General features: G+C 74.1%; 12 protein-coding genes. 11 read left to right on the top strand and 1 reads right to left on the bottom strand.

The features are described 5' to 3' along the window. Nucleotides 1-99 precede the first annotated feature (99 nt). The 10 genes from ACWDS7_RS26745 to ACWDS7_RS26700 all read left to right on the top strand — a co-directional run bounded on the left by ACWDS7_RS26745 (nt 100) and on the right by ACWDS7_RS26700 (nt 22,976). Complete coding sequence (locus tag ACWDS7_RS26745) at nt 100-3,732, top strand: amino acid adenylation domain-containing protein (protein WP_451931515.1); 3,633 nt, start codon at nt 100-102, stop codon at nt 3,730-3,732. Beyond that, nucleotides 3,722-9,109, top strand: coding sequence for an SDR family NAD(P)-dependent oxidoreductase (locus ACWDS7_RS26740; protein ID WP_451931514.1), 5,388 nt, complete (start codon nt 3,722-3,724; stop codon nt 9,107-9,109). Before ACWDS7_RS26745 ends, ACWDS7_RS26740 begins: the two co-directional genes overlap by 11 nt. After that, nucleotides 9,106-9,309, top strand: a complete 204-nt coding sequence (locus tag ACWDS7_RS26735) for an MbtH family protein (RefSeq protein WP_306862569.1) — start codon at nt 9,106-9,108, stop codon at nt 9,307-9,309. Before ACWDS7_RS26740 ends, ACWDS7_RS26735 begins: the two co-directional genes overlap by 4 nt. Nucleotides 9,310-9,313: 4 nt before the next feature. After that, on the top strand, nt 9,314-12,478 hold the full coding sequence (locus ACWDS7_RS26730) for a non-ribosomal peptide synthetase (RefSeq protein WP_451931513.1): 3,165 nt from the start codon (nt 9,314-9,316) through the stop codon (nt 12,476-12,478). After that, nucleotides 12,475-18,000 (top strand): amino acid adenylation domain-containing protein, encoded by a 5,526-nt coding sequence (locus ACWDS7_RS26725; RefSeq protein ID WP_451931512.1) that lies wholly within the window; start codon nt 12,475-12,477, stop codon nt 17,998-18,000. The genes ACWDS7_RS26730 and ACWDS7_RS26725 overlap by 4 nt, the downstream gene beginning before the upstream one ends. Further along, nucleotides 17,997-18,971, top strand: coding sequence for a TauD/TfdA family dioxygenase (locus tag ACWDS7_RS26720; protein ID WP_306862576.1), 975 nt, complete (start codon nt 17,997-17,999; stop codon nt 18,969-18,971). The genes ACWDS7_RS26725 and ACWDS7_RS26720 overlap by 4 nt, the downstream gene beginning before the upstream one ends. Before the next feature lie 928 nt (nt 18,972-19,899). Next, entirely contained in the window at nt 19,900-20,421 is a 522-nt protein-coding gene (locus ACWDS7_RS26715) for an RNA polymerase sigma factor (RefSeq protein WP_306862579.1), read from the top strand. After that, nucleotides 20,418-21,596, top strand: coding sequence for a CU044_5270 family protein (locus ACWDS7_RS26710; protein WP_451931511.1), 1,179 nt, complete (start codon nt 20,418-20,420; stop codon nt 21,594-21,596). The genes ACWDS7_RS26715 and ACWDS7_RS26710 overlap by 4 nt, the downstream gene beginning before the upstream one ends. Before the next feature lie 493 nt (nt 21,597-22,089). Next, nucleotides 22,090-22,485 carry a hypothetical protein gene (locus ACWDS7_RS26705; RefSeq protein ID WP_451931510.1) on the top strand — a complete coding sequence of 132 codons (396 nt, stop codon included), beginning with the start codon at nt 22,090-22,092 and terminating at the stop codon, nt 22,483-22,485. Next, complete coding sequence (locus ACWDS7_RS26700) at nt 22,482-22,976, top strand: hypothetical protein (RefSeq protein WP_451931509.1); 495 nt, start codon at nt 22,482-22,484, stop codon at nt 22,974-22,976. Before ACWDS7_RS26705 ends, ACWDS7_RS26700 begins: the two co-directional genes overlap by 4 nt. Before the next feature lie 146 nt (nt 22,977-23,122). On the opposite strand, the gene ACWDS7_RS26695 is transcribed toward ACWDS7_RS26700, so the two are convergent. Then, on the bottom strand, nt 23,123-23,770 hold the full coding sequence (locus ACWDS7_RS26695; RefSeq protein ID WP_451931508.1) for an O-methyltransferase: 648 nt from the start codon (nt 23,768-23,770) through the stop codon (nt 23,123-23,125). A gap of 420 nt (nt 23,771-24,190) precedes the next feature. Here ACWDS7_RS26695 and ACWDS7_RS26690 point away from each other — a divergent pair, with 420 nt between their 5' ends. Beyond that, nucleotides 24,191-26,203 (top strand): hypothetical protein, encoded by a 2,013-nt coding sequence (locus ACWDS7_RS26690; protein ID WP_451931507.1) that lies wholly within the window; start codon nt 24,191-24,193, stop codon nt 26,201-26,203. Nucleotides 26,204-26,298: the final 95 nt, after the last annotated feature.

Here is a 26,298-nt window from a genome sequence, read left to right as displayed (position 1 = left end):
CACCCCCGACCAGGCCTGGGTCCCCGACCACCAGGGCAACCGCTACTTCAGCGAACTGCGCCTGCAGATCACCGACCCCGTCACCGCGGGCGGTGGGCGATGAGCGACCGCCTGTCCCAGCCGGAGGCGGACCGCGTGGGGGCGGACCACCCGGAGACGGAGCACCTGGAAACGGACCACCTGGAGGCGGACCGCATGGAGGCCGATCAGACGCTCTCCCCGGAGCGGACCGTCTCTTCGGGGCGGACCGTCGCCGACCTCGTCGTGGCGCGGGCCCGCGCCGTGCCGGACGCGCTCGCGGTCGCCCAGTGGGACGAGGAGATCACCTACCGGGAGCTGGCCGGCCGCGCCGCCGCGCTCGCGGCCCGGCTCGGCGCGCTCGGCGTCGGGCCGGAGACCAGGGTCGGGATCTGCATGGAGCGGCGGCCCGCGCTGCTGGTCGCGATCTACGGCGTGCTGCTGGCCGGCGGCTGCTACGTGCCGCTGGACCCGGCCGGCCCCCGGCTGCGGCTGCGGGACATGGCCGTCGACGCCGGTCTGGAGGTCATGGTGGCCGACCGGGCGGGCGCGGAGGCGGCCGGCGAGGCGGGCCTGCGGTGCGTCGCCGTACCCGGCCCGGCCGAGTCCGTCGACCTGGCCGCGGTGCCGGACTGCCCGGCCGCGCCGGACAACCTCGCCTACGTGCTGTACACCTCCGGCTCCACCGGCCGGCCCAAGGGCGTGCTCGTCACCCACCACAACCTGGCCGACTTCGTCCTCGGAACCATCGAGACCGTCGGGGCCGGACCGGACACCCGCGCGCTGGGCTTCTCCTCCCTCAGCTTCGACGCCTCCGCCCTCGACCTGTTCGTCCCGCTGATCGTGGGCGGGTCGGTGCACATCGCCGGCGACGCCGACCGCTCCGACCCGACCAGGCTGCAGCGGTTCGTCGCCGAGCACCGGATCACCTGGGGGTTCGTCACCCCCGCCGTGCTGGCCCTGCTCGACCCGGCCACGCTGCCCGACTGGCAGGTGGTGATGGCCGGCGGCGAGGCGGTGCCGGCCGAGCTGGTCAACCGGTGGCCGGGCCGCCGGTTCGTCAACGTCTACGGGCCCACCGAGGCGACGGTGTCGGCCGCCACCGCCGAGCTGGCCGCTCCGCAGGCCACGCCGGTGCCGATCGGCCACCCGACGCCCGGCCACCGCTGCTACGTCGTCGACGACCACTTCCGCCTGGTCGAGCCCGGCGCCGAGGGCGAGCTGCTGATCGGCGGCCCCGGCGTGACCCGCGGCTACCTGAACAGGCCCGCGCTGACCGCCGCGGCGTTCGTGCCCGACCCGTTCTCCGGCGAGGCGGGCGCGCGGCTCTACCGGACCGGGGACATGGCGCGGTACGCCGACGACGGACAGCTCGTCTACCTGGGCCGCCGCGACGGACAGGTCAAGATCCGCGGCCAGCGGATCGAGCTGGGCGAGATCGCCACCGTCCTGCAGGAGCACCCGGCGGTGGCGCAGGCGGCGGTGGAGGCGGTGCCGCGGCCCGGCGGCGGCCTGGAGCTGGTCGCCTTCCTCACGCCGGAGGACGCTCCGGCCGACCCCGGATACGCCGCCTCGCGGCTGACCGTGGCGATGCTGCCGGGACGCGTGCTGCGCCTGCCCGAGCTGCCGCTCAACTCCTCCGGCAAAGTGGACCGGTCCCGGCTGCGGGAGCTGGCCGCCGAGGAACGCCCGGCCGACGACTCGCCGGAAGGGGAGACGGCCACCGAACGGGCGCTCGCGGCGGTGTGGCGGCGCCTCGGCGTCGGTGCCGACTTCTTCGCCGGCGGAGGCGACTCGATCACCGCGATGCGGCTGGTCGCCGCCGCCCGCAGCGAGCTGGGCCTGGACGTGACGGTGGACGACGTGTTCGCCGGCCGCACCCTGCCGGAGATCGCCGCCCGGTTCGACGGGGCCGCCCGGCTGGCGGGGCCGGAGCTCACCCTCGGCCACCCGCCGACCCTGGCCCCGCCGCAGCGCCGCCTGTGGTTCCTGGACCAGCTCGCGCCCGAGGCCGCGCCGTACAACATCGCCCTGGCCGAGAGGCTGCGCGGCCCCCTGGAGGTGGCGGCGCTGCGGACGGCGCTGCGGACCGTCGCCGAGCGGCACGACGTGCTGCGCTGGCGGATCCGGCAGCGGGCCGGCGTGCCGTACGCCGTCTGCGAGCCGCCCTCCGACGTGGACCTGACCGTGGTCGACCTGAGCGGGTACGGCCAGGCGCAGCGGGAGGCGCAGCTGCGCACCCGGCTGGCGGCCGGTGCGTCCGCGCCGTTCGACCTGGCGGGCGGCTCCCCCTGGCGGGCGTGGCTGTACGTGCTGGCCCCCGACGAGCACGTGCTGGCGCTGACCCTGCACCACGCGGTGTTCGACGGCTGGTCCCGGGACACGCTCTACACCGACCTGTCGGCCGCCTACACGGCCGCCGTCACCGGCCGGGCGGTGGACCTGCCGCCGCTGCGGGCCTCCTACGCCGACTACGCGGTCTGGCGGGCCGAGCGGGACAGCCGCACCGGCGAGGCGGACCTGGCCTGGTGGGCCGGGCACCTGAGCGGGGCGCCCACCGTGCTGGACCTGCCCCGCGACCGGCCCCGCCCGGCCGTGCAGACCTACCGGGGCGCCGAGGCCCGCGTGGCCCTGCCGCCCGGGACCGACGCCGCGGTCCGCGCGCTCGCCGCCGACCTCGGGGCGACCCCGGCGGGGGTGCTGCTGGCGGGGCTCGGCCGGCTGCTCCACCGGCTCACCGGCGCCGCCGACCACGTGGTCGGCGCGGTCGTCGCCGACCGGCGGGTGGCCGCCTTCGACGACCTGGTCGGGTTCTTCATCGACATGGTCCCGCTGCGGCTGCGGTCGGACGACCGCACCGACTTCGCCACCCACGTACGGCGCTGCACCCGCGAGCTGCTGGACGTCGCCGCGCACCCGGCCGCGCCGCTGGAGCGCGTGGTCGAGGAGCTCGGCATCCGCCGGGACACCTCCCGCGCCCCGCTGGTGCAGGTCATGTTCAACGTGCTGAACCTGACCGAGCCCCGGCTGGAGCTGCCCGGCGTGCGCGGCGAGACGATCGAGGTCGACAAGCCGGGCTCGCCGTTCGACCTGACCGTGTACGTGGCGGAGCGGGACGGCGGATTCTCCGTCGAGGTCGTCTACAACCCCGACCTGTTCGACGCCGCCAGGATCGACGCGATGCTCGCCGACTACGTGAACGTGGTCGGCGCGCTGGCCGCCGACCCGGCCACCCCGATGGGCGCGGTCGCGCTGCCCGGCCGGGTCTCGCCGGAGGCGGCGCCCGGCGCCATGCGGGTCGCCGACCCGGTGGCCGTGGCGCCGTCGGCGGGCCAGGGGACCGGGTCGACCGCCACCGAGGAGCTGATCGCCACGATCTGGCGTGAGGTCCTGGAGCGGGACGGCGTCGGCCCCGACGACAACTTTTTCGACATCGGCGGTCACTCGCTGGCGCTCGCCGCCGTGCACGCCCGCCTGTGCGTCCAGCTCGACCGTGAACTGCGGATGGTGGACCTGTTCCGCTACCCCAACATCCGATCCCTCGCCGCCTACCTCGACGCCGAAAGCCCGGCGGGCGGCTCCGCCGGGCACCCCCAGGCCGGCAATCCCGAACTCGCCCGCGCGGCCTCCCGGGCCGAGGCGCGGCGCAACCGCACGCGACGCCCACGACGCGTCCACAGCACCACCGGACAGGAGAACGACCATGACCAGTGACGTCACCGACGAGGGCGTCGAACCGATCGCCATCGTGGGGATGGCCGCCCGCGTGCCGGGCGCCTCCGACATCGACGAGTTCTGGCGGAACCTGGTCGACGGCGTGGAATCGATCACCACCTTCACCCGTGAGGAGCAGGTGGCCAGGGGCGTGTCCGAGGAGGACGTCGACGACCCGAGCTGGGTGTCGAAGGCGCCCTACGTCGAGGGGTACGACCAGTTCGACGCCGGCCTGTTCGGCCTCACCGCGCGCGAGGCGGAGATCCTCAACCCGCAGCACCGGCTGTTCCTGGAGACCTGCTACTCGGCGCTGAACGACGCCGGGACCGACCCGGCGCGCTACGACGGCGCCATCGGCGTCTACGCGGGCACCGGCGGCAACCAGTACCTGTGGGAGAACCTGGCCCGCAACAAGCGGGTGTGGGACACCCGGCACGGCATCGGGCTCGCCACCGCCAACTCGCCGAACTACGTGGCCACCACCGTGTCCTACCGGCTGGACCTGCGCGGGCCCAGCTTCACCATCCACACCGCCTGCTCCACGTCGCTGGTCGCGCTCCACCTGGCCTGCGAGGCGCTGCGCGGCGGCGAGTGCGACATGGCCCTGGCGGGCGGCGTCAACGTGGAGCACCCGCCGGCGACCGGATACATCGGCGTGGAGGGGTTCACCTCCCCCGACGGCCACTGCCGGCCGTTCGACGCCGACGCCAACGGCACCGTCTGGGGCAGCGGCGTCGGCGTCGCGGTGCTCAAGCGGCTCGAGGACGCCATCGCCGACGGCGACCACATCCACGCCGTGGTGCGGGGCAACGCGATCAACAACGACGGCGCGGGCAAGGTCGGTTTCTCCGCCCCCAGCGTCGACGGGCAGGCCGCCGCGGTCGCGCAGGCGGTCGGGCTCGCCGGGATCGACCCGCGCACGATCGGCTACGTCGAGGCGCACGGCACCGGCACCGCGCTGGGCGACCCGATCGAGGTGGCCGCCCTGACCTCGGTGTACACGCAGGCCACGGAGGACCGCGGCTGGTGCGGCATCGGTTCGGTGAAGTCCAACATCGGCCACCTCAGCCAGGCCGCGGGCATCATCAGCGTGATCAAGGCGGTGCTGGCGCTGAAGCACGGGCTGATCCCGCCGACGATCAACTACGAGCGGCCCAACCCGGCGATCGACTTCGCCGACACCCCGTTCTACGTGGCGTCCACGCTCAGCAAGTGGGAGACGGACGGCGGCCCCCGGCGCGCCGGGGTGAGCTCCTTCGGCATCGGTGGCACCAACGCGCACGTCGTGCTGGAGGAGGCGCCGCCCGTCGAGGCGGACCCGCTCCCCTCGCGGCCCGCGCACCTGCTGCAGGTCTCCGCCAAGACCGCCACCGCGCTGGACGCGGCGGTGGAGCGGCTGGCCGGGCACCTGGAGTCGCACGGGGACCTCGCGCTGGCCGACGTGGCCCACACGCTGCGGGTGGGCCGGCAGGAGTACTCCCACCGGGCCGCCGTGGTGGCCACCGACCGCGCCGACGCGGTCACCGCGCTGCGCGAGCGCAAGCGCCGCCGCAAGGGCGAGGCCGGCCCCACCCCGCCGGCCGTGGCCTTCCTGTTCTCCGGGCAGGGCGCGCAGTACGCGGGCATGGGCGCGGAGCTGTACCGGGCCGAACCGGTGTTCGCCGCCGCCGTCGACGAGTGCGCCGACCTGCTCACCGAGCACCTCGGTCTCGACCTGCGCGACCTGATGTTCGGCACCGCGCCCGACGCCGAGGAGACGCTCCGGCAGACGCGCTACACCCAGCCGGCGCTGTTCACCGTGGAGTACGCGCTGGCCCGGCTCTGGCGGAGCTGGGGAGTACGGCCGGCCGCGATGATCGGCCACTCCATCGGCGAGTACGTCGCCGCGACCGTCGCCGGGGTGTTCACCCTGGCCGACGCGGTCCGTCTGGTCGCCGCCCGCGGCGCGCTGATGCAGTCGATGCCGGCGGGTGCGATGCTCGCCGTCCAGCGGGACGAGTCGGAGCTGGCCGGCCGGCTGCCGGACGGGGTGTCGGTGGCGACCGTCAACGGCCCCGGCACCTGCGTGGTGGCCGGCCCCACGGAGGCGATCGAGGCGTTCGCCGAGACGCTGAAGGCCGAGAAGGTGGGCTGCAAGGCCCTGCGCACCTCGCACGCCTTCCACTCGGCGATGATGGAGCCGATCCTCGCGGAGTTCACCGCGCTGGTCGCCTCGGTGCCGCGGCGGGCCCCGAGCCTGCCGTTCTGGTCCAACGTCACCGGCGAGCCCATCACCGCCGAGCAGGCGACGGACCCGGCCTACTGGGCCGGCCACCTGCGGCAGCCGGTCAGGTTCGGCGCCTGCGTCGCCGGGCTGTTCGCCGCGCACGGCGACACGCCGCCGATGCTGGTGGAGTGCGGGCCGGGCCGGCAGCTGGCCGGGCTGGCCAGGATGCAGCTGCCCAAGGGCGCGCCCGCGCCGCTGCCCAGCCTGCCCGGGCCCGGGGAGCGGACCGGCGACGCCGCCACCGTCTACGACGCGGCGGGCACGCTGTGGGCCGCCGGGGTGCCGCTGACCGCGGGCTCCGGGACGGCCCGCCGGGTGCCGCTGCCGGTCTACCCGTTCGAGCGCCGGCGCTACTGGATCGACGCCGACCCGGTCGACCAGACCGCCTCCGCCGCCCCGGCCCGGCGCCGCGGCCCGCTGCCGCTGGCCGACTGGTTCGCGGTGCCCACCTGGCGCCAGGCCGCCCCCGACCCCCGCCGGACCGAGCTCGGCGACTGCCTGGTGCTGGCCGACGGGCCCCGCGGGCAGGAGCTCGTCGCCGAGCTGCGCGCCCGGGGCGCCGCCGTGCGGGTGGCCGGTCCCGGCGACCACGAGACGCTGCTGGCCGGCGGTGTCCCGGCCAGGATCGTGCACGCGCTGGCGCTGGACGGCCTGCCGGCCGGCGGCGAGATCGCCGCCACCTGGCAGGCGCAGGAGCGCGGCTTCTTCGACCTGCTGAGCCTGGTCCAGGCCCTGGCCGGCGCGGGGGTGGCCGACGGGGTCCACCTCGACGTGGTGTCGTCGGGCACCTCGGACGCGCAGGGCGATCTGCCCCGCCCCGAGCACGCCACCCTCGCCGGCATCGCCAGGGTGGTCCCGCTGGAGCTGCCCGGCCTGACCGTCCGCCACATCGACGCCGACCCGGAGGCGGGCGCCGCGCAGACGGCCGACCTCGTCGCCGAGCTGCTGCGGCCCGCCGACGAGGCGGAGGTGGCGCTGCGCGCCGGCCGCCGCTGGGTCACCGACTACGCCCAGGTGCCCCTGGGCGAGGAGGTCTCCGAGACCACGGTCGTCCGCGACGGGGGCCGGTACCTGATCACCGGCGGCATCGGCGGCATCGGCATCACCCTCGCCGAGGACTTCGCGCGGCGGGCCCGCGCGCGGCTGGCGCTGCTCAGCCGCAACGGCCTGCCGCCGCGTGAGGAGTGGGACACCCACCTGGCGGTGCACGGCGGCGCGGACCGCACGGGCCGCGCCATCCTCGCGATCCGTCGGATGGAGCAGGCGGGCGCCCAGGTGCTGGTGCTGGCCGCCGACGTCACCGACCCGGCCGGGCTGAGCGCGGTGCGCGAGCGGATCGACGCCGAGTTCGGCGGGCTGGACGGCATCGTGCACGCCGCCGGCCTGCCCGGTGGCGGCATGGCCGAGGTGAAGGACCGCGCCACGGCCACCGCCGTACTGGCCCCCAAGATCGCCGGAACCCTCGCCCTGGCGCAGGTCTTCGGCGACCTCCCGCTCGACTGGGTGGCCCTGTGCTCCTCGGTGACCTCCGTGGTCGGCGGCTTCGGGCAGGTCGACTACTGCGCGGCCAACAACTTCCTCGACGCCTACGCCCGCAGCGCCCACGGCTGGCGCGCGCCGGTCGTCTCGCAGAACTGGGGCGGCTGGACCGAGGTCGGCATGGCCGTCGAGGTGTCGGCGCCCGAGGGGTTCCGCGCCGCCCGCGGCGGGGTCGCCGGGGCGGTGGACCACCCGGTCCTGTCCACCCGGGTGACCGGCCAGGACGGGGAGGCCGAGGCCCACGGGCTGGTCTCCGCCGCCACGCACTGGCTGCTCGACGAGCACCGCATCGGCCAGGTGCCGGTGGTCCCCGGCACCGGCCACCTGGAGTCGGTGCGGGCCGCGGTGGCCGCGTGCCTGCCCGCCCCGGACGCCGACCACGTCGTGGAGCTGCGGGACGTGGCGTTCCTGGAGCCGTTCTCCGTCCCCGACGGGGGCACCGCCCAGTACCGGGTGGAGCTGACCCCCTCGGCGGACGGCGTCGACTTCCAGGTGACGAGCCGTACGGCGGGTCGCTCCGCCACGCACGTGCGCGGCTCGGCCGGGTGGGTCCGCCCCGAGCCGGCCGCGGAGGCGGACGCCGGGTCGATCGTGGCCCGCTGCCGGCCGCGCCAGGCCGCGGGTGAGACCGCGGGCGAGGCCGGACGGACCAGCATGCTCACCTTCGGCCCCCGCTGGGACGCGTTGGGCGAGCACCACGTGGGCCCGGACGAGGAGCTCGCCAGGATCGTCGCGCCCGAGGCCGCCCTGGCCGACCTGGAGCGTTGGGTGCTGCACCCGGCGCTGCTGGATGTGGCCACCGCCTTCGGCGAGGGACGCGGGGAGGGCAGCTACCTGCCGCTCTCCTACGGCCGGGTGCTGGTGCGCGGGCCGCTGCCCGCGCGGTTCTGGAGCCACCTGCGCTACGCCGACGGCGGTGACGACGTGGTCTCGGCGGACCTGACGCTGTTCGACGAGGACGGCCGGGTGCTGGTGGAGATCGGCGACTTCGTGCTGCGCCGGGTGGACCGCGACGCCGTCACCGGCGACCTGGCCGCCCCCGGCGGCCCGGCCGGATCGGCGCCCGCCGCGCCGGCCACCGACGGGATCGCCCCCGTGGACGGCGCCGAGGCGTTCCGCCGGGTGCTGGCCGCGCGGCTCGGCCCCCAGGTCGTGATCAACCCGCTGCCGGTGGCCGAGCTCGCCGAACGGGCCAGGGCCCGGACCACCGACAGCATCGCTGGCGACGCCGGGGCCGAGGAGAGCTCCGGGCAGGCGGCGGAGGGCGACGACCACGCCCTGCCCCGCACCGAGCTGGAGGCGACCATCGCACGGGTGTGGAGCGACGGCCTCGGCGTGCCGCGGGTCGGCATCGATGACGACTTCTTCGCGCTGGGCGGCAACTCCCTGATCGCGGTGCAGCTCATCGCCTCCCTGCGCAAGGCCGTCGGCGTGAAGCTGCCGATGCGCAGCCTGTTCGAGTCGCCGACCGTGGCCGAGCTCGCGGTCGTCGTCGAACGGCTCCGGGCCGCCGACGGCGAGGCCGAGCAGGCCCGTCCGGCCACCACCATCCCCAAGCTGGACCGTAAATGAACGAGGCAGGAACCATGACCGACGACCACTACCTGGTCGTGCGTAACGACGAGGAGCAGTACTCGATCTGGCCGGCGGGCCGCACACTCCCCGCCGGGTGGCACGAGACCGGCTTCAGTGGAGCCAAGCAGGACTGCTTGGACCACATCGAGACGGTGTGGACCGACATGCGCCCGCTCAGCCTGCGCCAGGGCGGGTGACACGGTGACCGCCAGGGAATGGGAGGCGCTCGCCTCGTTCGGCCAGGAGCGGATCTGGCTGGCCGACCAGATGGACCCCGGCTCGCCGGTGTTCAACCTGCCGTGCTCGTTCGAGATCTCGCACCCGCTGGAGGCCGACGAGGTCGTCGCGGCGCTGAGGGCCGTCACCGACCGGCACGAGGTGCTCCGCACGTCCTTCAGGATCGTCGACGGCGCCCTGCGCCAGGTGGTGCACGCCGAGGCCGACCTCGACGTGCAGGTGCACGACCTGCGGGCGCTCCCGGCCGAGGAGCGCCGGGCCCGAGCCCTCGATCACGCCCTGGCCGCGGCCAGGGCGGCGGTCCCCACCGACCGCGCCCCGCTGTGGCGGGCCGTCGCGGTCCGGACCGAGGACGCGCGCTGGGTGATCACCTTCGTGGTCCACCACGCCGTCTTCGACGCCACCTCGGCCGTCGTCCTCACCGGGGAGATGGCCGAGCTGGCCGCCGCCGCGGCGGCCGGCCGGCCGGCCGACCTGCCCGAGCTGCCCATCCAGTACGCCGACTACGCGGCCTGGCAGCGCGGCCAGCTCACCGGCCAGGCGCTGACCGAGCAGACGGACTACTGGCGTTCGCGGCTGGCGGGGCTGCCCGCCGTGCACACCCTCCCCACCGACCGGCCGCGGCCCGCCCGGCTCGGCTACGCCGGTGACGAGGTCCGCTTCACGATCCCGCAGGAGCTGCAGGAGCAGGTCACCGCGGTGGGACGCCGCTCGGCCGCGACGCCGTTCATGGTGTTCCTCACCGCGTACGTCGCGCTGCTGTCCCGGCTGTCGCGCGACGACGACACCGTGGTCGGCGTGACCATGAGCGGGCGGGAGCTGCCCGAGGTCGCCGGGCTGATCGGCATGTTCATCAACCAGATGGTGGTGCGGGCCGACACCTCGGGCGAGCCGACCTTCGCCGAGCTGCTCGGCCGGGTCCGCGTGACCCTGCTCGACGCCATGGAGAACGGCCAGATCCCGTTCCAGGCGGTGGTGGAGGCGATCGCGCCGCAGCGGGACCCGGGGGTGCAGCCGCTCTACCAGATCGGCTTCAACTACATCCCCGACTCCGGCATCGAGCCGATCCCCTACACCACCTCCAAGGACGACCTGGCCTTCGACCTGACCACCGGCACCAGCCGGCTGCTGTACCGCACCGACCTGTTCGACCGGGGCACCGCGGAGACGTTCGTCGAGCGCTACCTGCGCGTCCTGGCCGCCGGCACGGCCGACCCGGAGATCCGGGTCGGCGACCTGCCGCTGCTGGACGAGGCCGAGCGCGCGGCGCTGCTGGAGCCGGGCCCGCAGGAGCCGGCGCGCGAGCACGCCACGGTGCCCCGGATGGTGCGGGCACAGGCCGCGCGGACCCCGGACGCGACCGCCGTGATCGTCGGTGACCGGCGGCTGACCTACGCGGAGCTGGACGGAGCCGCCGACCGGGTGGCGGAGCGGCTGCGCCGGTCGGGCGTCGGCCCCGAGTCGCTGGTCGCGGTGTACGCCGGGCCGTGCCTGGAACTGCTGCCCGCCCTGCTGGGGGTGTGGAAGGCCGGAGCGGGTTACGTGCCGGTGGACCCCGGCTACCCGGCCGACCGGGTGGCGTACATGCTCGCCGACTCCGCCGCCGCGGTGGTGCTCACCCAGCGGCACCTGGCCGGCGACCTGCCGGCCGGCGGAGCGACCGTGCTCACCGTCGACGACCCCGACGAGTGGGCCGGGCAGCCCGCGACCGGCTCCGCGGAGCAGGCGGCCGGTCCGGAGAACGCGGAGCAGGCGGCCGGGCCGGAGAACATCGCCTACGTCATCTACACCTCGGGCTCGACCGGCACCCCCAAGGGGGTCGTGGTCGAGCACGGCTCGGTGGCCGCCTACCTGGCGTGGGCCGGCGCCGCCTACCCCGGCCTGGCCGGGCAGGCGCTGCTGCACTCGCCGATCTCCTTCGACCTGACGGTGACCGCCCTGTTCGGCCCGCTGACCGTCGGGGGAGCGGTGCGTCTGGCCGCCCTCGACGACGGCCTCGCGGCCGGTGAGCGGCCGACGTTCCTCAAGGCCACCCCCAGCCACCTGGCGCTGCTGGCGGCGCTGCCCGACCAGGCGGCCCCCAGCGCCGACCTGGTGCTGGGCGGCGAGGCGCTGCCCGCCGACGCCGTCACCGCCTGGCGGGAGCGGCACCCCGGCGTCACCGTCATCAACGAGTACGGTCCCACCGAGGCCACCGTCGGCTGCATCGCGGCCCACGTGGCACCGGGTGAGGCGATCCCCGTCGACCAGGCGGGCTCGGTCGGGATCGGCCGCCCGGCCCCCGGCAACGCCGCCTACGTGCTGGACGCCGGGCTGCGGCCGGCCCCTACCGGTGTCGTCGGCGAGCTCTACGTCGCCGGCCCCCAGGTCACCCGGGGCTACCTCAACCGGCCCGCCGCCACCGCCGCCGCCTACGTGCCGTGCCCCTACGGGCCGCCCGGCCGGCGGATGTACCGCACCGGCGACCTGGCGCGCCGGCGGGCCGACGGGAGCCTGGAGTTCGTCGGCCGGGCCGACGACCAGATCAAGCTCCACGGCTACCGCATCGAACCCGGCGAGATCGAGACGGCGCTGCGCGCGCAGCCCGGCGTCCGAGACGCCGCCGTCAGCGTCCGCGAGGACACCGCCGACGGCCGGCGGCTCGTCGCCTATCTGGTCGGCGAGGCGGACCTCACGGCGGTCGGTGACGCGCTCGCCGCCACCCTGCCGGCCCACATGGTCCCCTCCGGCTACGTCAGCCTCGACGCCCTGCCCCTGACGGCCAACGGCAAGCTCGACCACGCCGCGCTCCCCGCCCCGGTGACGGCGCCGGACCGCCGGTACATCGCGCCCCGCACCGCCGCGGAGGAGCTGGTGGCGGAGGTCTTCGCCGAGCTGCTGGGGGTGGAGAAGATCGGCGCCGAGGACGACTTCTTCGAGCTCGGCGGCAACTCCCTGCTGGCGATCCGGGCCATCGCCAGGATCCGCGGCCAGATCGAGGTCGACATCCCGGTCCGCGGACTGTTCTCCTACGCCACCGTCGCCGACCTCGCGGCCGAGATCGAACGGCGGCTCACCGAAGACCTCGACCAGCTCAGCGATGAGGATGTCGAGCGGCTACTCACAGCGGAAGGTGACGGCCGGGTATGACGACCACCCCAGAAACCCCCCCACAGCCCCCATTACCGGCACCCGCGGCGGCCTCCTCCGCCGCGGCCCGCCGGGCGCTGCTGGAGCAGCGGCTGCGCCGGCGCGCCGCCACCACCGTGGCGCCGCGCCCCGAGGGCACCGCCCCGCCCCTGTCCTACCAGCAGGAGCGGGTCTGGTTCATGGAGCAGTTCGCGCCGGGCACGAGCCAGTACAACATCCCGGTCCCGATGCGCCTCACCGGCGAGCTCGACCGCGAGGTGCTGGAGCGGGCTCTGCAGACGCTCCCGGTCCGGCACGAGGCGCTGCGGATGCGCTTCCCGGCCGACTCCGACGGCCGGCCCACCGTCCACGTCGAGCCCTCCGTCGCGGTGCCGCTGCGGTATGTGACGGCGGACGACGAGGCCGCGGCCCAGGTGCTGATCGACGAGGCGGCCACCGAGCCGTTCGACCTGGCCGACGGGCCCCTGCTCCGCGCCCTGCTGATCAGGCTGGCCGACGACGACCACCGGCTGCTGGTCAGCACCCACCACATCGTCGGCGACGGGTGGTCGGTGGACCTGCTGCTGCGCGACCTCGCCGCGGCCTACCACGCCCAGCGCGCCGACACGCCGGTCACGCTCCCCGCCCTGCCGATCGCCTACGGCGACTTCGCGCACTGGCAGCGGCAGACCCAGACCGGCCCCGAGCTGGACCGCCAGCTCCAGTTCTGGAGCGACCGGCTCGCCGGCGTGCCGGCCCTGGAGCTGCCCGCCGACCGGCCGCGGCCCGCCACCCAGGTCTTCGACGGCGACTGGCACATCGTCGACGTCGACGCCGAGCTCACCGGAGCGGTCAACCGGCTCTCCAGGGAGCGCGGCGCCACCCTGTTCATGACGCTGCTGGCCGCCTACCAGGTGCTGCTGGCGCGGCACTCCGGCCAGGACGACTTCGCGGTCGGCTCCTCCTCGGCCGGCCGGTCGCTGGCGGAGCTGGAGAACGTGGTCGGCATGTTCGTCAACATGCTGCCGATGCGCGCGCGGCTCGGCGACGACCCCACCTTCGACGAGCTGCTCGAACGCACCCGCGTCAGCGTGCTCGACGCCTTCGACCACGCCGAGGTGCCCTTCGAGCAGCTCGTCAACGCGCTCGGCGTGCCCCGCGACGTCAGCCGCTCGCCGGTGTTCCAGGCGATGTTCGCCCTGCAGAACTACCAGATGGGCAGGATCTCGGAGGCGGGCAGCTCGGACCTGCGCATCGCGTGGCTGCCGATGGACCTGCGGGCCACCCGCTTCGACATCGAGCTGCACGTCATCGAGGTGCCGGACGGGCTGATCGTCAAGTTCGTCTACAACACGGCGCTGTTCGACGAGGCGACCGTGGCGAGGATGGCGACCCGCTTCGTCACCCTCCTGCGGTCGGTCGTCGCCGCCCCCGCCACCCCCGTCTCCGAGCTGCCGATCCTGGACGCCGAGGAGCAGACGCTCCTGGTGGACGTGTGGAACGACACCGGTGCCGCGCTCGACGAGGCGGCGACGCTGCACGGCCTGATCGAGGACCAGGTCACCCGTACCCCCGACGCGGTCGCGGTGACTTTCGAGGGCCGTCACCTGACCTACGCCGAGCTGAACAAGCGGGCCAACCAGGTGGCGCACCGGCTGCGCGACCTCGGAGTGGGGCCGGAGACACTGGTCGGCGTCTACGCCGAACGCTCGGCCGAGCTGGTGGTGGCGCTGCTGGGCGTGCTCAAGGCGGGAGCGGCCTACCTGCCGCTCGACCCGGAGTATCCGGCGGACCGGCTGGCGTTCATGATCGACGACGCCGACGCCCCCGTGGTGCTGATCCAGGGACACCTGCGGGAGAGCGCCCCGGCCACCGACGCGACCATCCTGGACCTGGACGACCCCGCGGAGTGGGCCGGCCGGCCCGACGACGACCCGCGGCCGCCGGTCACCTCCGGCAACGCCGCCTACGTCATCTACACCTCGGGATCCACCGGCAAGCCCAAGGGCGTGCCCAACACCCACCGCGGCATCGTCAACCGGCTGCAGTGGATGCAGCGGACCTACCGGCTGGGCGGCGACGACGTCGTGCTGCAGAAGACCCCGGCCGGCTTCGACGTGTCGGTGTGGGAGTTCTTCTGGCCGCTGCTCACCGGGGCCCGGCTGGTGCTGGCCAAGCCCGGCGGGCACAAGGACGCGGCCTACCTGCGCGACCTGCTGATCAGCGAGAACGTGACCACCGCCCACTTCGTCCCCTCGATGCTGGCGGTGTTCCTCGCCGACGACGAGAGGGCCGCGGCGGACTGCACGGCACTGCGCCGGGTGATCTGCAGCGGCGAGGAGCTGCCCGTGGCCACGGCGGCCACGTTCACGACGGTGCTCCCGGACTGCGAGCTGCACAACCTGTACGGCCCCACCGAGGCCGCCATCGACGTCACCTCCTGGCACTGCCGCCCCGAGGCCGTCGCCGAGGCGGTCACCCTGCCGATCGGCGCCCCGATCGCGAACATGCGGCTCTACGTCCTCGACGGGCACGGCAACCCCGCCCCGGTCGGCGTGCCGGGCGAGCTGCACATCGGCGGCGTCGGGGTGGCCAGGGGCTACCACCGCCGCCCGGCGCTGACCGCCGAGCGGTTCGTCCCCGACCCGTTCGGCACCGACCTGGGCGCCAGGCTCTACCGCACCGGCGACCTGGCGCGCTGGCGCCGCGACGGGAACCTGGAGTTCCTCGGCCGCATCGACCACCAGGTGAAGCTGCGCGGCCTGCGCATCGAGCTCGGCGAGATCGAGACGGCGCTGCGGGAGCGCGAGGACGTCGCCGACGCCGTGGTGGTGGTCCGCGAGGACAGCCCGGGGGACAAGCGGCTGGTCGCCTACCTGACGACCCCCGGCGGGTCCGACGTCGACGTCGCCGAGCTGCGGGCCGCGCTGAAGCAGGGCCTGCCCGACTACATGGTGCCGACGGCGTTCGTCACCCTGGAGACGCTGCCGCTGTCGCCCAACGGCAAGCTGGACCGCAAGGCGCTGCCCGCCCCGCAGGCGACGCGGGACGCCACCGCCGAGCTGGTCGAGCCGGAGACCGCCACGGAGCGGATGCTGGCCGAGATCTGGACCGAGGTCCTCGGCGTGGAGCAGCTCGGCGTCCACGACGACTTCTTCGACTCCGGCGGTCACTCCCTGCTCGCCACGCAGGTGGTGGCCCGCATCCGCAAGGCGTCGGACGGGTCGGGACGTCCGGTCGGCGTGATGGACCTGTTCCAGAACCGCACCATCCGCGAGCTGGCCGTCTTCATCGACGCCGGCGCCGACGCGGCGACCGGGCCGCAGCCGCTGCTGTACGAGCTGACCCCGAAGACCGGCAAGCGCACCCTGTCCTACGTCTGCGTGCCGTACGGCGGCGGCAGCGCGATCGTCTACCAGCCGCTGGCCGACGCCCTGCCCGCCGGGCACGCGCTGTACTCGGTGGCCATCCCCGGCCACGACGTGGGCCTGACGGAGGAGGGGCTCCCCTTCCACGAGCTGGTGGACCGGATCGTGGCGGAGGTCCGGGAACGGGTCGACGGCCCGCTGGTCCTCTACGGGCACTGCGGCGTCGGCAGCGCCATCGCGGTCGGCGTGGCCCGGAAGCTGACCGAGGCCGGCCGGGACGTGGACGCGGTCTACATCGGCGCGATGTTCCCCTTCGCCAGGATCAAGGGCGTCGTCGGCGCGCTGCGGACCCGGCTGGAGAAGCTGCGCAGCAACCGCGAGTACGCCAACTGGCTGAAGGGGATGGGCGTCGACACCGACGAGCTCGACCCGGAGCAGGCAGACCGGATCATCGGCAACATGCGGGCCGACTCCCGGGCGGCCGAGGAGTACTTCACCGAGCTGCTCGACCGGCACCCGGAGCCGATGCCCGCCCCGATCATCTCGGTGGTCGGCTCCGAGGACCCCGTCACCGACTACCACAGCGAGCGGTACCGGGAGTGGGAGTTCCTCACCGAGACCACCGGGCTGGTGGTGCTCGACCAGGCCGGGCACTTCTTCCTCAAGCACCGGGCCGAGGAGCTGGCCGAGATCGTCACGGCCATCCACCCGGCGATGGCCCAGCGCGAGACCGCCGAGTACGGCGTCGACGCGCGGGGCGCGGACGCCGGGTGGGCGCTGCACGACACGCACTACCCGGCCGAGCCCGGCCAGGACGCGGGCCCGCCCGCCGTCCAGCCGAGCAGCCGCAGGTTCCTCAGCGTCGCGATCGGCCAGCTGGTGTCGGCGACCGGGTCGGCGCTGACCGGCTTCGCCATACCCGTGTGGCTGTTCGACCGGACGGGATCGGTGGCCGACCTCGGCCTGCTGTGGGCGCTGACGCTGCTGTGCGGGGTGGCGATGCTGCCCATCGCCGGCCCGCTCATCGACCGGTTCGACCGGCGGCGCGTCATGATCGCCGCCAGTGGCATCGCCGGCGCGGTCCAGCTCACCATCGCGCTGCTGCTGTGGTCCGACCGGCTGGAGCTGTGGGTCATCTACCTGCTGCTGCCGCTCAACTCGATGGCCGGCACCTACCAGCGGCTGGCCTTCCAGACCGCGGTCCCGCAGCTGGTGCCCAAACGCTATCTGGGGCACGCGGTGGGCCTGACCCAGCTCACCAACGGGTTCGCGATGCTGTTCGCCCCCCTGCTGGGCGCCGGGCTGTACGTCGCGATCGGCCTGCCCGGCATCATCGCCCTCGACATGGTGAGCTACCTGTTCGCCCTCGCGGTGCTGCTGGTCGTCCGCTTCCCCGACACGCTCGGCTTCCGCCGCAAGGAGCCGCTCGTCACCGCGATCGCCGAGGGGCTGCGCTTCTCCTGGAACCTCCGCGGGTTCCGGGCCATGGTGATCTACTTCGCCGTCGCCAACGTCTTCCTGGGTCCCGCCCTGGTGCTGACCGTCCCGCTGACGCTCTCCTTCGGCACGGTCGACCAGGTCGCCCAGGTGGCGGTGGCCGAGGCGCTGGGCGCGGTGGCCGGCGGCGTGGTGATGGCGCTGTGGGGCGGTCCCCGCAAGCGCCGGATGGTCGGCGTGTTCCTGGGCAACCTGGGGATGGCCGTCGGCTGCCTGGTGATGGGCCTGCGGCCGTCCCTGGTGGTGGTCGTGTCGGGCGTCTTCCTCATGGCGATGGCGATGACGGTCTCCCAGGGCATCTACGTGACGCTGGTCCAGGTCAAGGTGCCGCAGCGCTTCCACGGCCGGGTGCTCGCGCTCAACCAGGCCATCTCGTGGTCCACCCTGCCGCTCGGCTTCGCCGTACTGGCGCCCGTGGCCACCTCCCTGTTCAACCCCCTGCTGCTGCCGGACGGCGCCCTCGCCGGCTCGGTCGGCGCGATCATCGGCACCGGGGACGGGCGAGGCGTGGGCCTCACCTACGTCGTCTTCGCCCTGATGATGGCCGCGGTCACCGTCTGCGCGTCCACCATCCGGCTGCTGCGGCGCTTCGACACCGAGGTGCCCGACTCGCTCCCCGACGACCTCATCGGCATGCAGGAACGGCAACGTCGCCTGAAAGGAACCACCGCATCATGACGGGTGTCATTCCCACCGACCTGGCCCAGCTCGGCCCGGTCACCGGACGGCTGGACGGCAACGACCACACCACCATCGTGGTCTACGCCCTCGGGCCGGACATGACCGACCACCTCGACTGGGTGACGGCCCACCGTGACCGGCTCCGGGCCGGCCTGGCCGAGCACGGTGCGGTGCTGCTGCGCGACCTGCCGGCCGACCTCGGGCTGTTCGACCAGATCGTCAGGGCCGTCGGCGGCGAGCCGCTGCGCTACACCGAGCGCTCCACCCCGCGCACGTCCGTCACCGAGTCGATCTACACCTCCACCGAGTATCCGGCCGACCAGCCGCTGCCGATGCACAACGAGAACTCCTACTCCGACACCTGGCCGGGGCACCTGTTCTTCTACTGCGACACCGCCGCGGCCACCGGCGGGGCCACCCCGATCGCCGACAGCCGCGCGGTGTTCCGGCTGATCCCCGAAGAGGTGCGGGACAGGTTCGCCGACGGTGTCGTGTACGCCAGGGCGTTCCGGGAGGGGCTCGGCCTGTCCTGGCAGGAGTCGTTCCAGACCGACGACCCGGCGGCGGTCGAGGAGTACTGCGCGCGGCACGGGCAGACGTTCGAGTGGGTCGAGGACGGCCTGCGCACCAGGCACCACCGGCCCTCCCACCAGATCGAGCCGGGCACCGGGGAGCGGGTCTGGTTCAACCAGGCGAACCTGTTCCATGTGACCAGCCTGGACGAGGAGGTCCGTGAGGCCCTGCTGTCGCTCTACGACGAGGCCGACCTGCCGCGCAACGCCTACCTGGCCGACGGCAGCCCGATCGACCCGGCCGACCTCGACGCCGTCAAGGCCGCCTACGACGAGGTCTCCTTCGGCTTCCCCTGGCGCCAGGGCGACCTGATGATCATCAACAACATGCTGTGCGCGCACGGCCGGGAGCCGTTCACCGGCGCCCGCCGGATCCTGGTCGCCATGACGGCCTGACCGCAGATCCCACCACCAGGAACGGGCTGAGGGCCTGACCGCCGAGGACGGCGGTCAGGCCCTCAGTCGTGCCGGCCCCGCCGGATTCCGGCGATCGCCGTGCGATGACCTCCGCCGGGCCGCGGCGATCTCCTCGCCCGTCCGGCGGACCGCCGGTGAGGTGCCGGTGTGGTCCTTATATGAATGAGATGACCGGCATTTCCGGCATTCCGAAGAGTCCGCGTGGAATGGCCGTGCCGGCATGCCTTGAGCAGGGGAGCCTCCGGCGCCTTTTACGGTCACCGGAGGCTCCCTTTCATTCCTGCCGAGGTTTACGTTACCTGATCGCGGGGCCGCGTTTCCCGGTTATCGGAATTACGGATGGTGTTCTCCGGCCGGGGAGGGGGACGGCCGTCGTGGGGCCCCGTGGGCGGCCGCCCCGCCCGTCGGTCGAGGTCGGGGTGGTCGTCGGCGCCCCGGTGGCAGCCGGGAGGCCGTCCGCCATCGCCGTGCGCCCGCCGTTTCCCGTCGCGGACGGCTTTTCGCGGAATGCCGTTTCCGCGTGGGATCTCTCCGGGGTATGGAGGCTCCCGCGTGGAAACGGATATGCGCCATAAAAGCCGTTCTGATCACTTTAATGCCTTTTATGTGTCAAGTGATCGCTGGAGACGTCACCGGCGTCCCACCCCGCGACTGACCCGTCCGGCATGGTGGCTTCTCTCCTTTCCTCCACGGCTCCTCCACGGCGTTCCTCCGTGGCGCCCGAGCGTTCCTCCGCGGCGCCCGCCGGTGTCCGCCGCCCGGGGGCGGTGGGGGCGGTGGTGGGGGCGGTGGGGGAGAGGTGTGGGAGGTATCCAGAGAGCCTGTGACAAAAGGGCCTGTAACAATGGGGCGGCCCCGACCACTTCCCGATGTCAGAAGAACACACCCGGACGGAGGGGACGGGGCGGTGACGGACGATTCACACCGGTTCACCAGCATGTACGACGGATGCCGGCAGCGCGTGTGGGCCTACGTGGTCAGTCGCGCGGGGCGGCAGGTGGCGGACGAGGTGGTGAGCGAGACGTTCGCGATCGCCTGGCGGCGGCTGGACGACGTGCCGGAGCCGGCTCTGCCATGGCTCCTCGGAGTGGCCCGCAACGTGCTGCGCGACAACATCCGGGCGGAGATCCGCCGGGAGTCGCTCGGCGCCGAGCTGCGGGCCTGGGTCGAGGAGGACGTCGCCGAGCAGGTCGCCGAGCGGCTCGGCGTGCTCAAGGCGCTGACCGAGCTGCCCGACGGCGACCGGGAGATCCTGATCCTGACCGCCTGGCAGGGGCTGTCCCCTCGCGAGGCGGCCGGCGTCGTCGGCTGCTCCCAGGCCGCCTTCCGCGTACGGCTGCACCGCGCGCGCAGGCGGCTCAAGCAGGAGATGGAGACCGCCACGCGGTCCCGGCCCCGGGTGAGGAATCTCAGCGAGGAGTGGTCATGAACCCCATCGATCAGCTGCGGGCCGCACGCCCCGCGCACCTGGGAGACACCCCGGTCGACGAGCGCACCAGGACCGCCGAGCTCTCCTACGCCATGGCGCAGGCCCGGCCGGCGCGCAGCAGGCGCAGGGCCGTACGGCCGCTGTGGAGTTTCAGCCTCGCCGGGGCGGCCGCGGCCGTGACCGCGGTGGCCGTCATGGTCTCCGGGACCGGCGGGACGGCTCCGCGCGCGCCCGCCCCCGCCGCGCCGGAGAGCACCTGGGAGGCCGGCGCCCCGGCGACCCCGGAGCGGCAGATCCGGCTCTCCGCGCGAGACGTCCTGCTGGCCGCCGCCCACAGGGCGGCCCGCCAGCCGGACAGGGCGGGCGCCTACTGGCACACGGTGTCGGTGAGCCGGACCCTGTTCAAGGCCGCGGACGCGGACTACGTCGTCATGGACCGGCAGCGGATCGAGGGCTGGACCCCGTCCGCGACCGGTGGGGACCAGTGGAGCCGGACGCAGTCCCTCGGGGCGCGGCCCGTGGGGCCGCAGGACGAGGCGGCCTGGAGGCAGGCCGGCTCCCCCACGGAGATCCCCGTCACGATGCCGGGCAAGCGGAGGGCCAAGCTGGCCCTGCAGACCGAGCCGGGGAAGGTGGAGGACAGCCACGCCCCCCTGGTCGATGGGGACAAGGTGTTCTGGCTGGGCCGGAACGTCACCATGAAGGACCTGCGCGGCCTGCCGTCGGAGCCGGGCGACCTCAAGGCCTGGCTGCTGCGCTCCTACAGCGGGCACGACACCGAGTCGGACGCCCCGATGTCGTCGGACGCCTGGCTGTTCGCCGTCACCGTCGGGCTGATCATGGACATGCCGGTCACCCCGCAGGTGCGCGGCGCGGCCTTCCGGATGCTCGCCGACCTCGAGAGCATCGAGGTCGTCGGTGACGTCACCGACGCGGAGGGCCGCACCGGCACCGCTGTCGCGATCGAGGAGCGGACCAAGGTGAAGGGGGACAGCGAGGAGGACGGCGCGATCCTGCAGCGGCGCCTGATCTTCGACGAGGCGACCGGGCGGGCGCTGGCCAGCGAGAACATCGTGGTCCGGCCGGGCGGCCACCAGGCCGGCTTCGCGCCGGGCACCAGGTGGAACTCCCAGGTCGTCCTGGAGACCGGCTGGACCGACGGCAAGCCCGCCTGAACACCCGAACGTCCGGACCCCGCCCGGACGCCTGAATCCGTGACCGGACGCCTGAACCGCGCCCCGCGGCGGCTCCGGCGGCGCGCCGCCACGGCCGCCGCGGGGCCGTCGCGGGGCGCGGCCGGGATATCGGGGGCCGACCACGCGCCGGGGGCCGGGTGGTCGGCCCCGGGCGGTCGTCCCACGGGCGGTGAGGTGCGGGGGAGCGGTCGCACGGGGAGTGGCCGTGTGGTGAGCGGTCGTGCGGGCCGCCCCATGCCGGGGCCGCGGGCGGCTCACGGGCGGTGGCGTGCGGGGGGAACGGTCGCACGGGGAGTGGCCGTGTGGTGAGCGGTCGTGCGGGCCGCCCCATGCCGGGCTCGGTGGTCCCGGCGTATTCATCGGGCCACGGCAGCTCCATTTTCAGGTGATTTTCATGTCCCGCAGAGCTTTGGCTGAGACGCCGTGGCCAATCTGGAGGCGACCGGCAAGACTCCAGACTGGACGGATCAAAGTGAGACCAGCGACAACGAAGTCGGCTCTGGCGGCACTGGCCGCCTTCGCCGCGCTCACCGCCTGCGGCGGATCACCGTCGGAGCAGGCGTCCCAGACGTCCGCCCCGGCCACCGCCCCGGCCACCGCGACGAGCCCCGCGACGAGCCCCACCACGGCCGCCGGCGGCCGGCCCCGGACCGAGAAGGTCTCGGCGAACACAGCGAGCAAGGACGAGATCATCGCCGCGCTCAGAGCCGCCGGCGTCTCCAACCCCGAAAGGTGGGCGGAGGAGGTCATCGAATACCGGCCCTACGCCGCCGATGACGCCGACCTCACCTCGCTCCGCGAGAACCTCGCCAAATACAACCCGGGGCAGGAGACGGTCGACAAGATCGTCTCGGCGTTGAAGCCGTGAACGCCGGCCACACGCTGTTGCGCCGCGGTCTCATCGGCCTGTCCGCGCTGAGCGTCCTCGGCACTGCCTTCGAGCTGGCCACCGAACGGCACTGGCACACCTGGCAGCAGCTGCTCCCCTGGGGGGCGCTGGCCCTTCTCGCGGTCGCGGTGACACTCCTCGCCCTCCGGGGGCCCGCGGAAGCGGTCACCGTGGCCCGGGTGCTCGCGTCGGTCGTCCTGCCGGTGGCGCTGTTCGGCGTCTACGTCCACGTGGCCGCCAACTACGAGGCGGGCTTCCTCGACCAGCGGTACGCCGGCGCCTGGGAGACCCTCCCCTCAGTCACCCGCTGGTGGTACGCCCTCACCAAGACGGTGGGCCCCACGCCGCCCCTCGCGCCCGGCATGCTCGCCCAGGCCGCGTTCCTGGTGCTGCTGGCCGGCTTCGCCCGCCGTCCGGGAGAGGAGAACGGGTCCGTCCCGAACCGGCCCCGGGCGCTGCGGCGCCACTGACGCCCGCCGTGCCTTCCGCCCGCGCGGATGGAGGGCCCGCGCGGGTGGAAGGCGCGCGATCGGCCCTCCCGCCCGGCGGGGAACGCCCGGCCAGGCCGGACCTGCCCGAGCCGGACCGGCCGGCCCTCCCGCCGCGCGGGGAGCGCTCAGCGCTTGCGGGCGAGCGTGACGCCGTCGCGCACGGGCAGCATCACCGAGTCGACGCGGTCGTCGGCGACGACGAGGTCGTTCACCCGGCGCATGGTCACGTCGGCCTCGTCCTGGACGGCCGGGTCGAGCACGCGGCCGGCGCGCAGCACGTTGTCGAGGACGATCAGGCCGCCGGGGCGCAGCCGTACGACCAGCTCCTCGTAGTAGAGGGGGTAGCCGACCTTGTCCGCGTCGATGAACGCGAAGTCGATGACCGGATCGGCCGGCAGCGCCCGCAGGGTCTCGATCGCCGGGGCGATCCGCAGGTCGATCCGGTCGGTGAGACCGGCCCGCTCCCAGTAACGCCGGGCGATCGAGGTCCACTCCTCGCTGACGTCGCACGCGAGGAGACGGCCGTCCTTGGGCAGGCCCCGGGCGATGCAGATCGACGAGTATCCGGTGAACACCCCCACCTCGACGGCCTGCCGCGCGCCCACCAACCGGACCAGCATGGTGAGGAACTCGCCCTCGTCGTGGGAGATCTGCATGCCCGCGGAGCCGGGGAACGCCTCCCGCGTCTCGGCGGCCAGCTCGCGCAGCAGGTCGTCGGCGGGCGTGCAGTGGGAGAGCAGGTAGTCGCTCACGGCGGGGTCGATGATATCCATGTGATCTCCTTCGGATGTCGTTGTCGCGGCGGCCGGCGGGGGCCGGGCACCGGGCGACGGACTGCCCGGATCATCTGATACTGCACTCACCGCCGCGAGTTCAAGCCGGCCGGGCGTCCCGCACGGCGGCGGACATCGCGGCCGGCGCCGTCCGCCCCGGTGGGCGGGTGGCGGACCCCGGCGGTCCGCTTCCGTGCTTTTTATGCCGTCAAATACTCATATATAGGTGAGCATAAAACTCGCGACTGTCTCCGGCGAGTTACGGTGCTCCGAAAAGGGCGGATGAAAATCCGCTGTCCCCCGCACTCGGGGAATATGGCTATTAGGATTTAACGCGATTCCAGGGACGAGGGACGGCCGCATCTCGTCCCCGCCCCTGCCGGATTCCTCGTCGAGATCGTCGAACGGGCGGTGGTTCCCATGTCCGCCTCCTCCCCGCCGGGCGGAGACCCGCAGGGACCGGACAGGGACCCGCCCGGCGTCACTCCCGCGAGACTCCGGGAGATCGCGGCCCACTCCCTGATCGGCGGCGGCGTCACGGCCCTGTTCACGGTGCTGGTGGAGGGGGCGCGGGCGCTGGGCACGGGGCTCACCCTGCTCGGCTGCGCGGTGGTCGGCCTGGCCGGGGCCGTCTTCCTGGCCCTGGGAGACTCCGCCGGGTCGCTCCGCCGGCTGCCGGCGCCGGTGAAACGGCTCGTCCCGCGCCGCCGCGCCGCGAGAAGCCCGCGGCCCGGCCGCCGGGACCGGCCGCCGGGCCGGGGGCGGCAGTGGCTGGAGAGGTCCGTGCTGAAACTGTCGGCCGGTTATGTCGGGGTCCTCGTCGGGGCGGCCCTCGTCATGGTCCCCTGGGGGGTGGTCCGGGGCGGAACGTGGCTGAGTGACAGGATCTGGCCCCCCGACTGCGCGCGGCCGCTCGAACTGCGGGTCATCACCGCCCCGGAGAACGTCCTCGCCCTGCGCGAGAGCGCCGCCCTGTTCGTCCGGGGCAGGCTGGTGGACGGCTGCGCGCCGTACGCGATCTCGGTGGGGGTCGCGCCGTCGATCGGCGAGCTCGCCTACGCGTTCGGCGACAACTGGTACCGCGACGACGTGCGGCAGGAGGGGGACGAGCCGTTCCGCCGCCTCTACGGCCCGCGGGCCGACGCCTGGGTCGCCACCAGCACCGGTGAGGCCGGGCTCGTCTCCGGCGACGCGAAGGCGGACGGCGCCACGCTCCACATCGGCCCGTCGGTCGCCTCCGACCGCCTGGTGATCGGCATGATCAGCGGGCGTGCCGAGGCGCTCAGGGAGCGACTCCCCGCCCAGCGGCCCGGCGACCACAGTCTCCAGAGCCTGTGGGAGGCCATCCGCTCGGGCTTCGGCATGTCGGTGAGCTACCCGCAGCCCGAACTCTCCACCGCCGGGCTCGTCGCGGTCGCCGACCTGCGCTCCTTCGACGACGTGGTGGACCGGGAGCGGCCGGGGATCGTCGCCGAGAGCGTCAGCTCCCTGCTCTGCCAGTTCAAGAGCGCCGGCCACGGCCCCGGGGGCGAGGATCTCGCCCAGCGCACGGCCCTGCTGGTCCCGCTGCACAGCCTGACGGACTACAACAGCGGAAGGCTGAACGGCACCGGCTGCCCGGAGAGCGCGTCGAGCGGCCGGGACAAGCTCCGCGAGTTCTCCTCTCCCGGCCTCTCCAGGCTGGACTACCCGTTCGTCACGATCGACTGGCCGGACGAGCGGAGCGACGAGCGCGCGGCGGCGCTCGCCCTGCTGCGCGACTGGCTGGTCGCCCACCCGCTGTTCGGCGAGGGGGCCGCAGGCGGCCCGGCGTCCGGGCCGGCGGTGCGCGATCCGGGGCAGTTGAGACAGGCCCAGAACCGGTTCTTCGACCTCCTCCCCCGCCTCGACGCCGAGATCGCCCTCGACGTGTCCGGGTCGATGGCCGCCCCGCCCCGCTCCCTGCTCGTACGGCTGCGCGAGACCTTCCCCGACGTCAAGCCGGTGATCACCCCGCGCGACGACCTCACGCTGAGCGCCTTCTCCCGGGTCGGCGGCAGGACCCGGATCAGGGAGCTCCGGTCGTCGGTGAGCCGTGCGGAGTTCGACCAGCTCACCAAGAGCGTCATCGGCACGGTGGGGCGCGGCTCGGACGCCCCCGTATCGGACATGATCATGGATCTTGACAGGCGGGCCGGATCACCCGGGCGGGCCCTCGTCGTCGTGACCGACGGGGGCGTCTTCGACAACGAGCGGCCCGGGGAGAGCATCGGCAGGACGCTCGCCCGCGCGCCCCACGTCACCGCCCTCCACGTCCTGGCCCTCGGCGACAACGGCTGCGACCGTTCCCCGCCGCGGCGCGGGAAATACCACGACTGCGTCGAGGCGGGATCCGACATGCGGCAGGCGCTGAGGCATCTGATCTCCAGCATGAGGGGGAGGGGGCGGGGATGAGGGTGACCCGGCGGCTGGGCGACCCGCTGGGCCGGCTGAACCCGGCCCAGCGCCGCGGGGGCGGCGCCGGGCGGGTGACGGGGGTGGTGCAGAAA

It is taken from the genome of Streptosporangium sp. NPDC003464, assembly GCF_053588315.1.
Note: the sequence above shows the minus strand (reverse complement) of the source record. Positions and strands in the feature narration are given on the sequence as shown.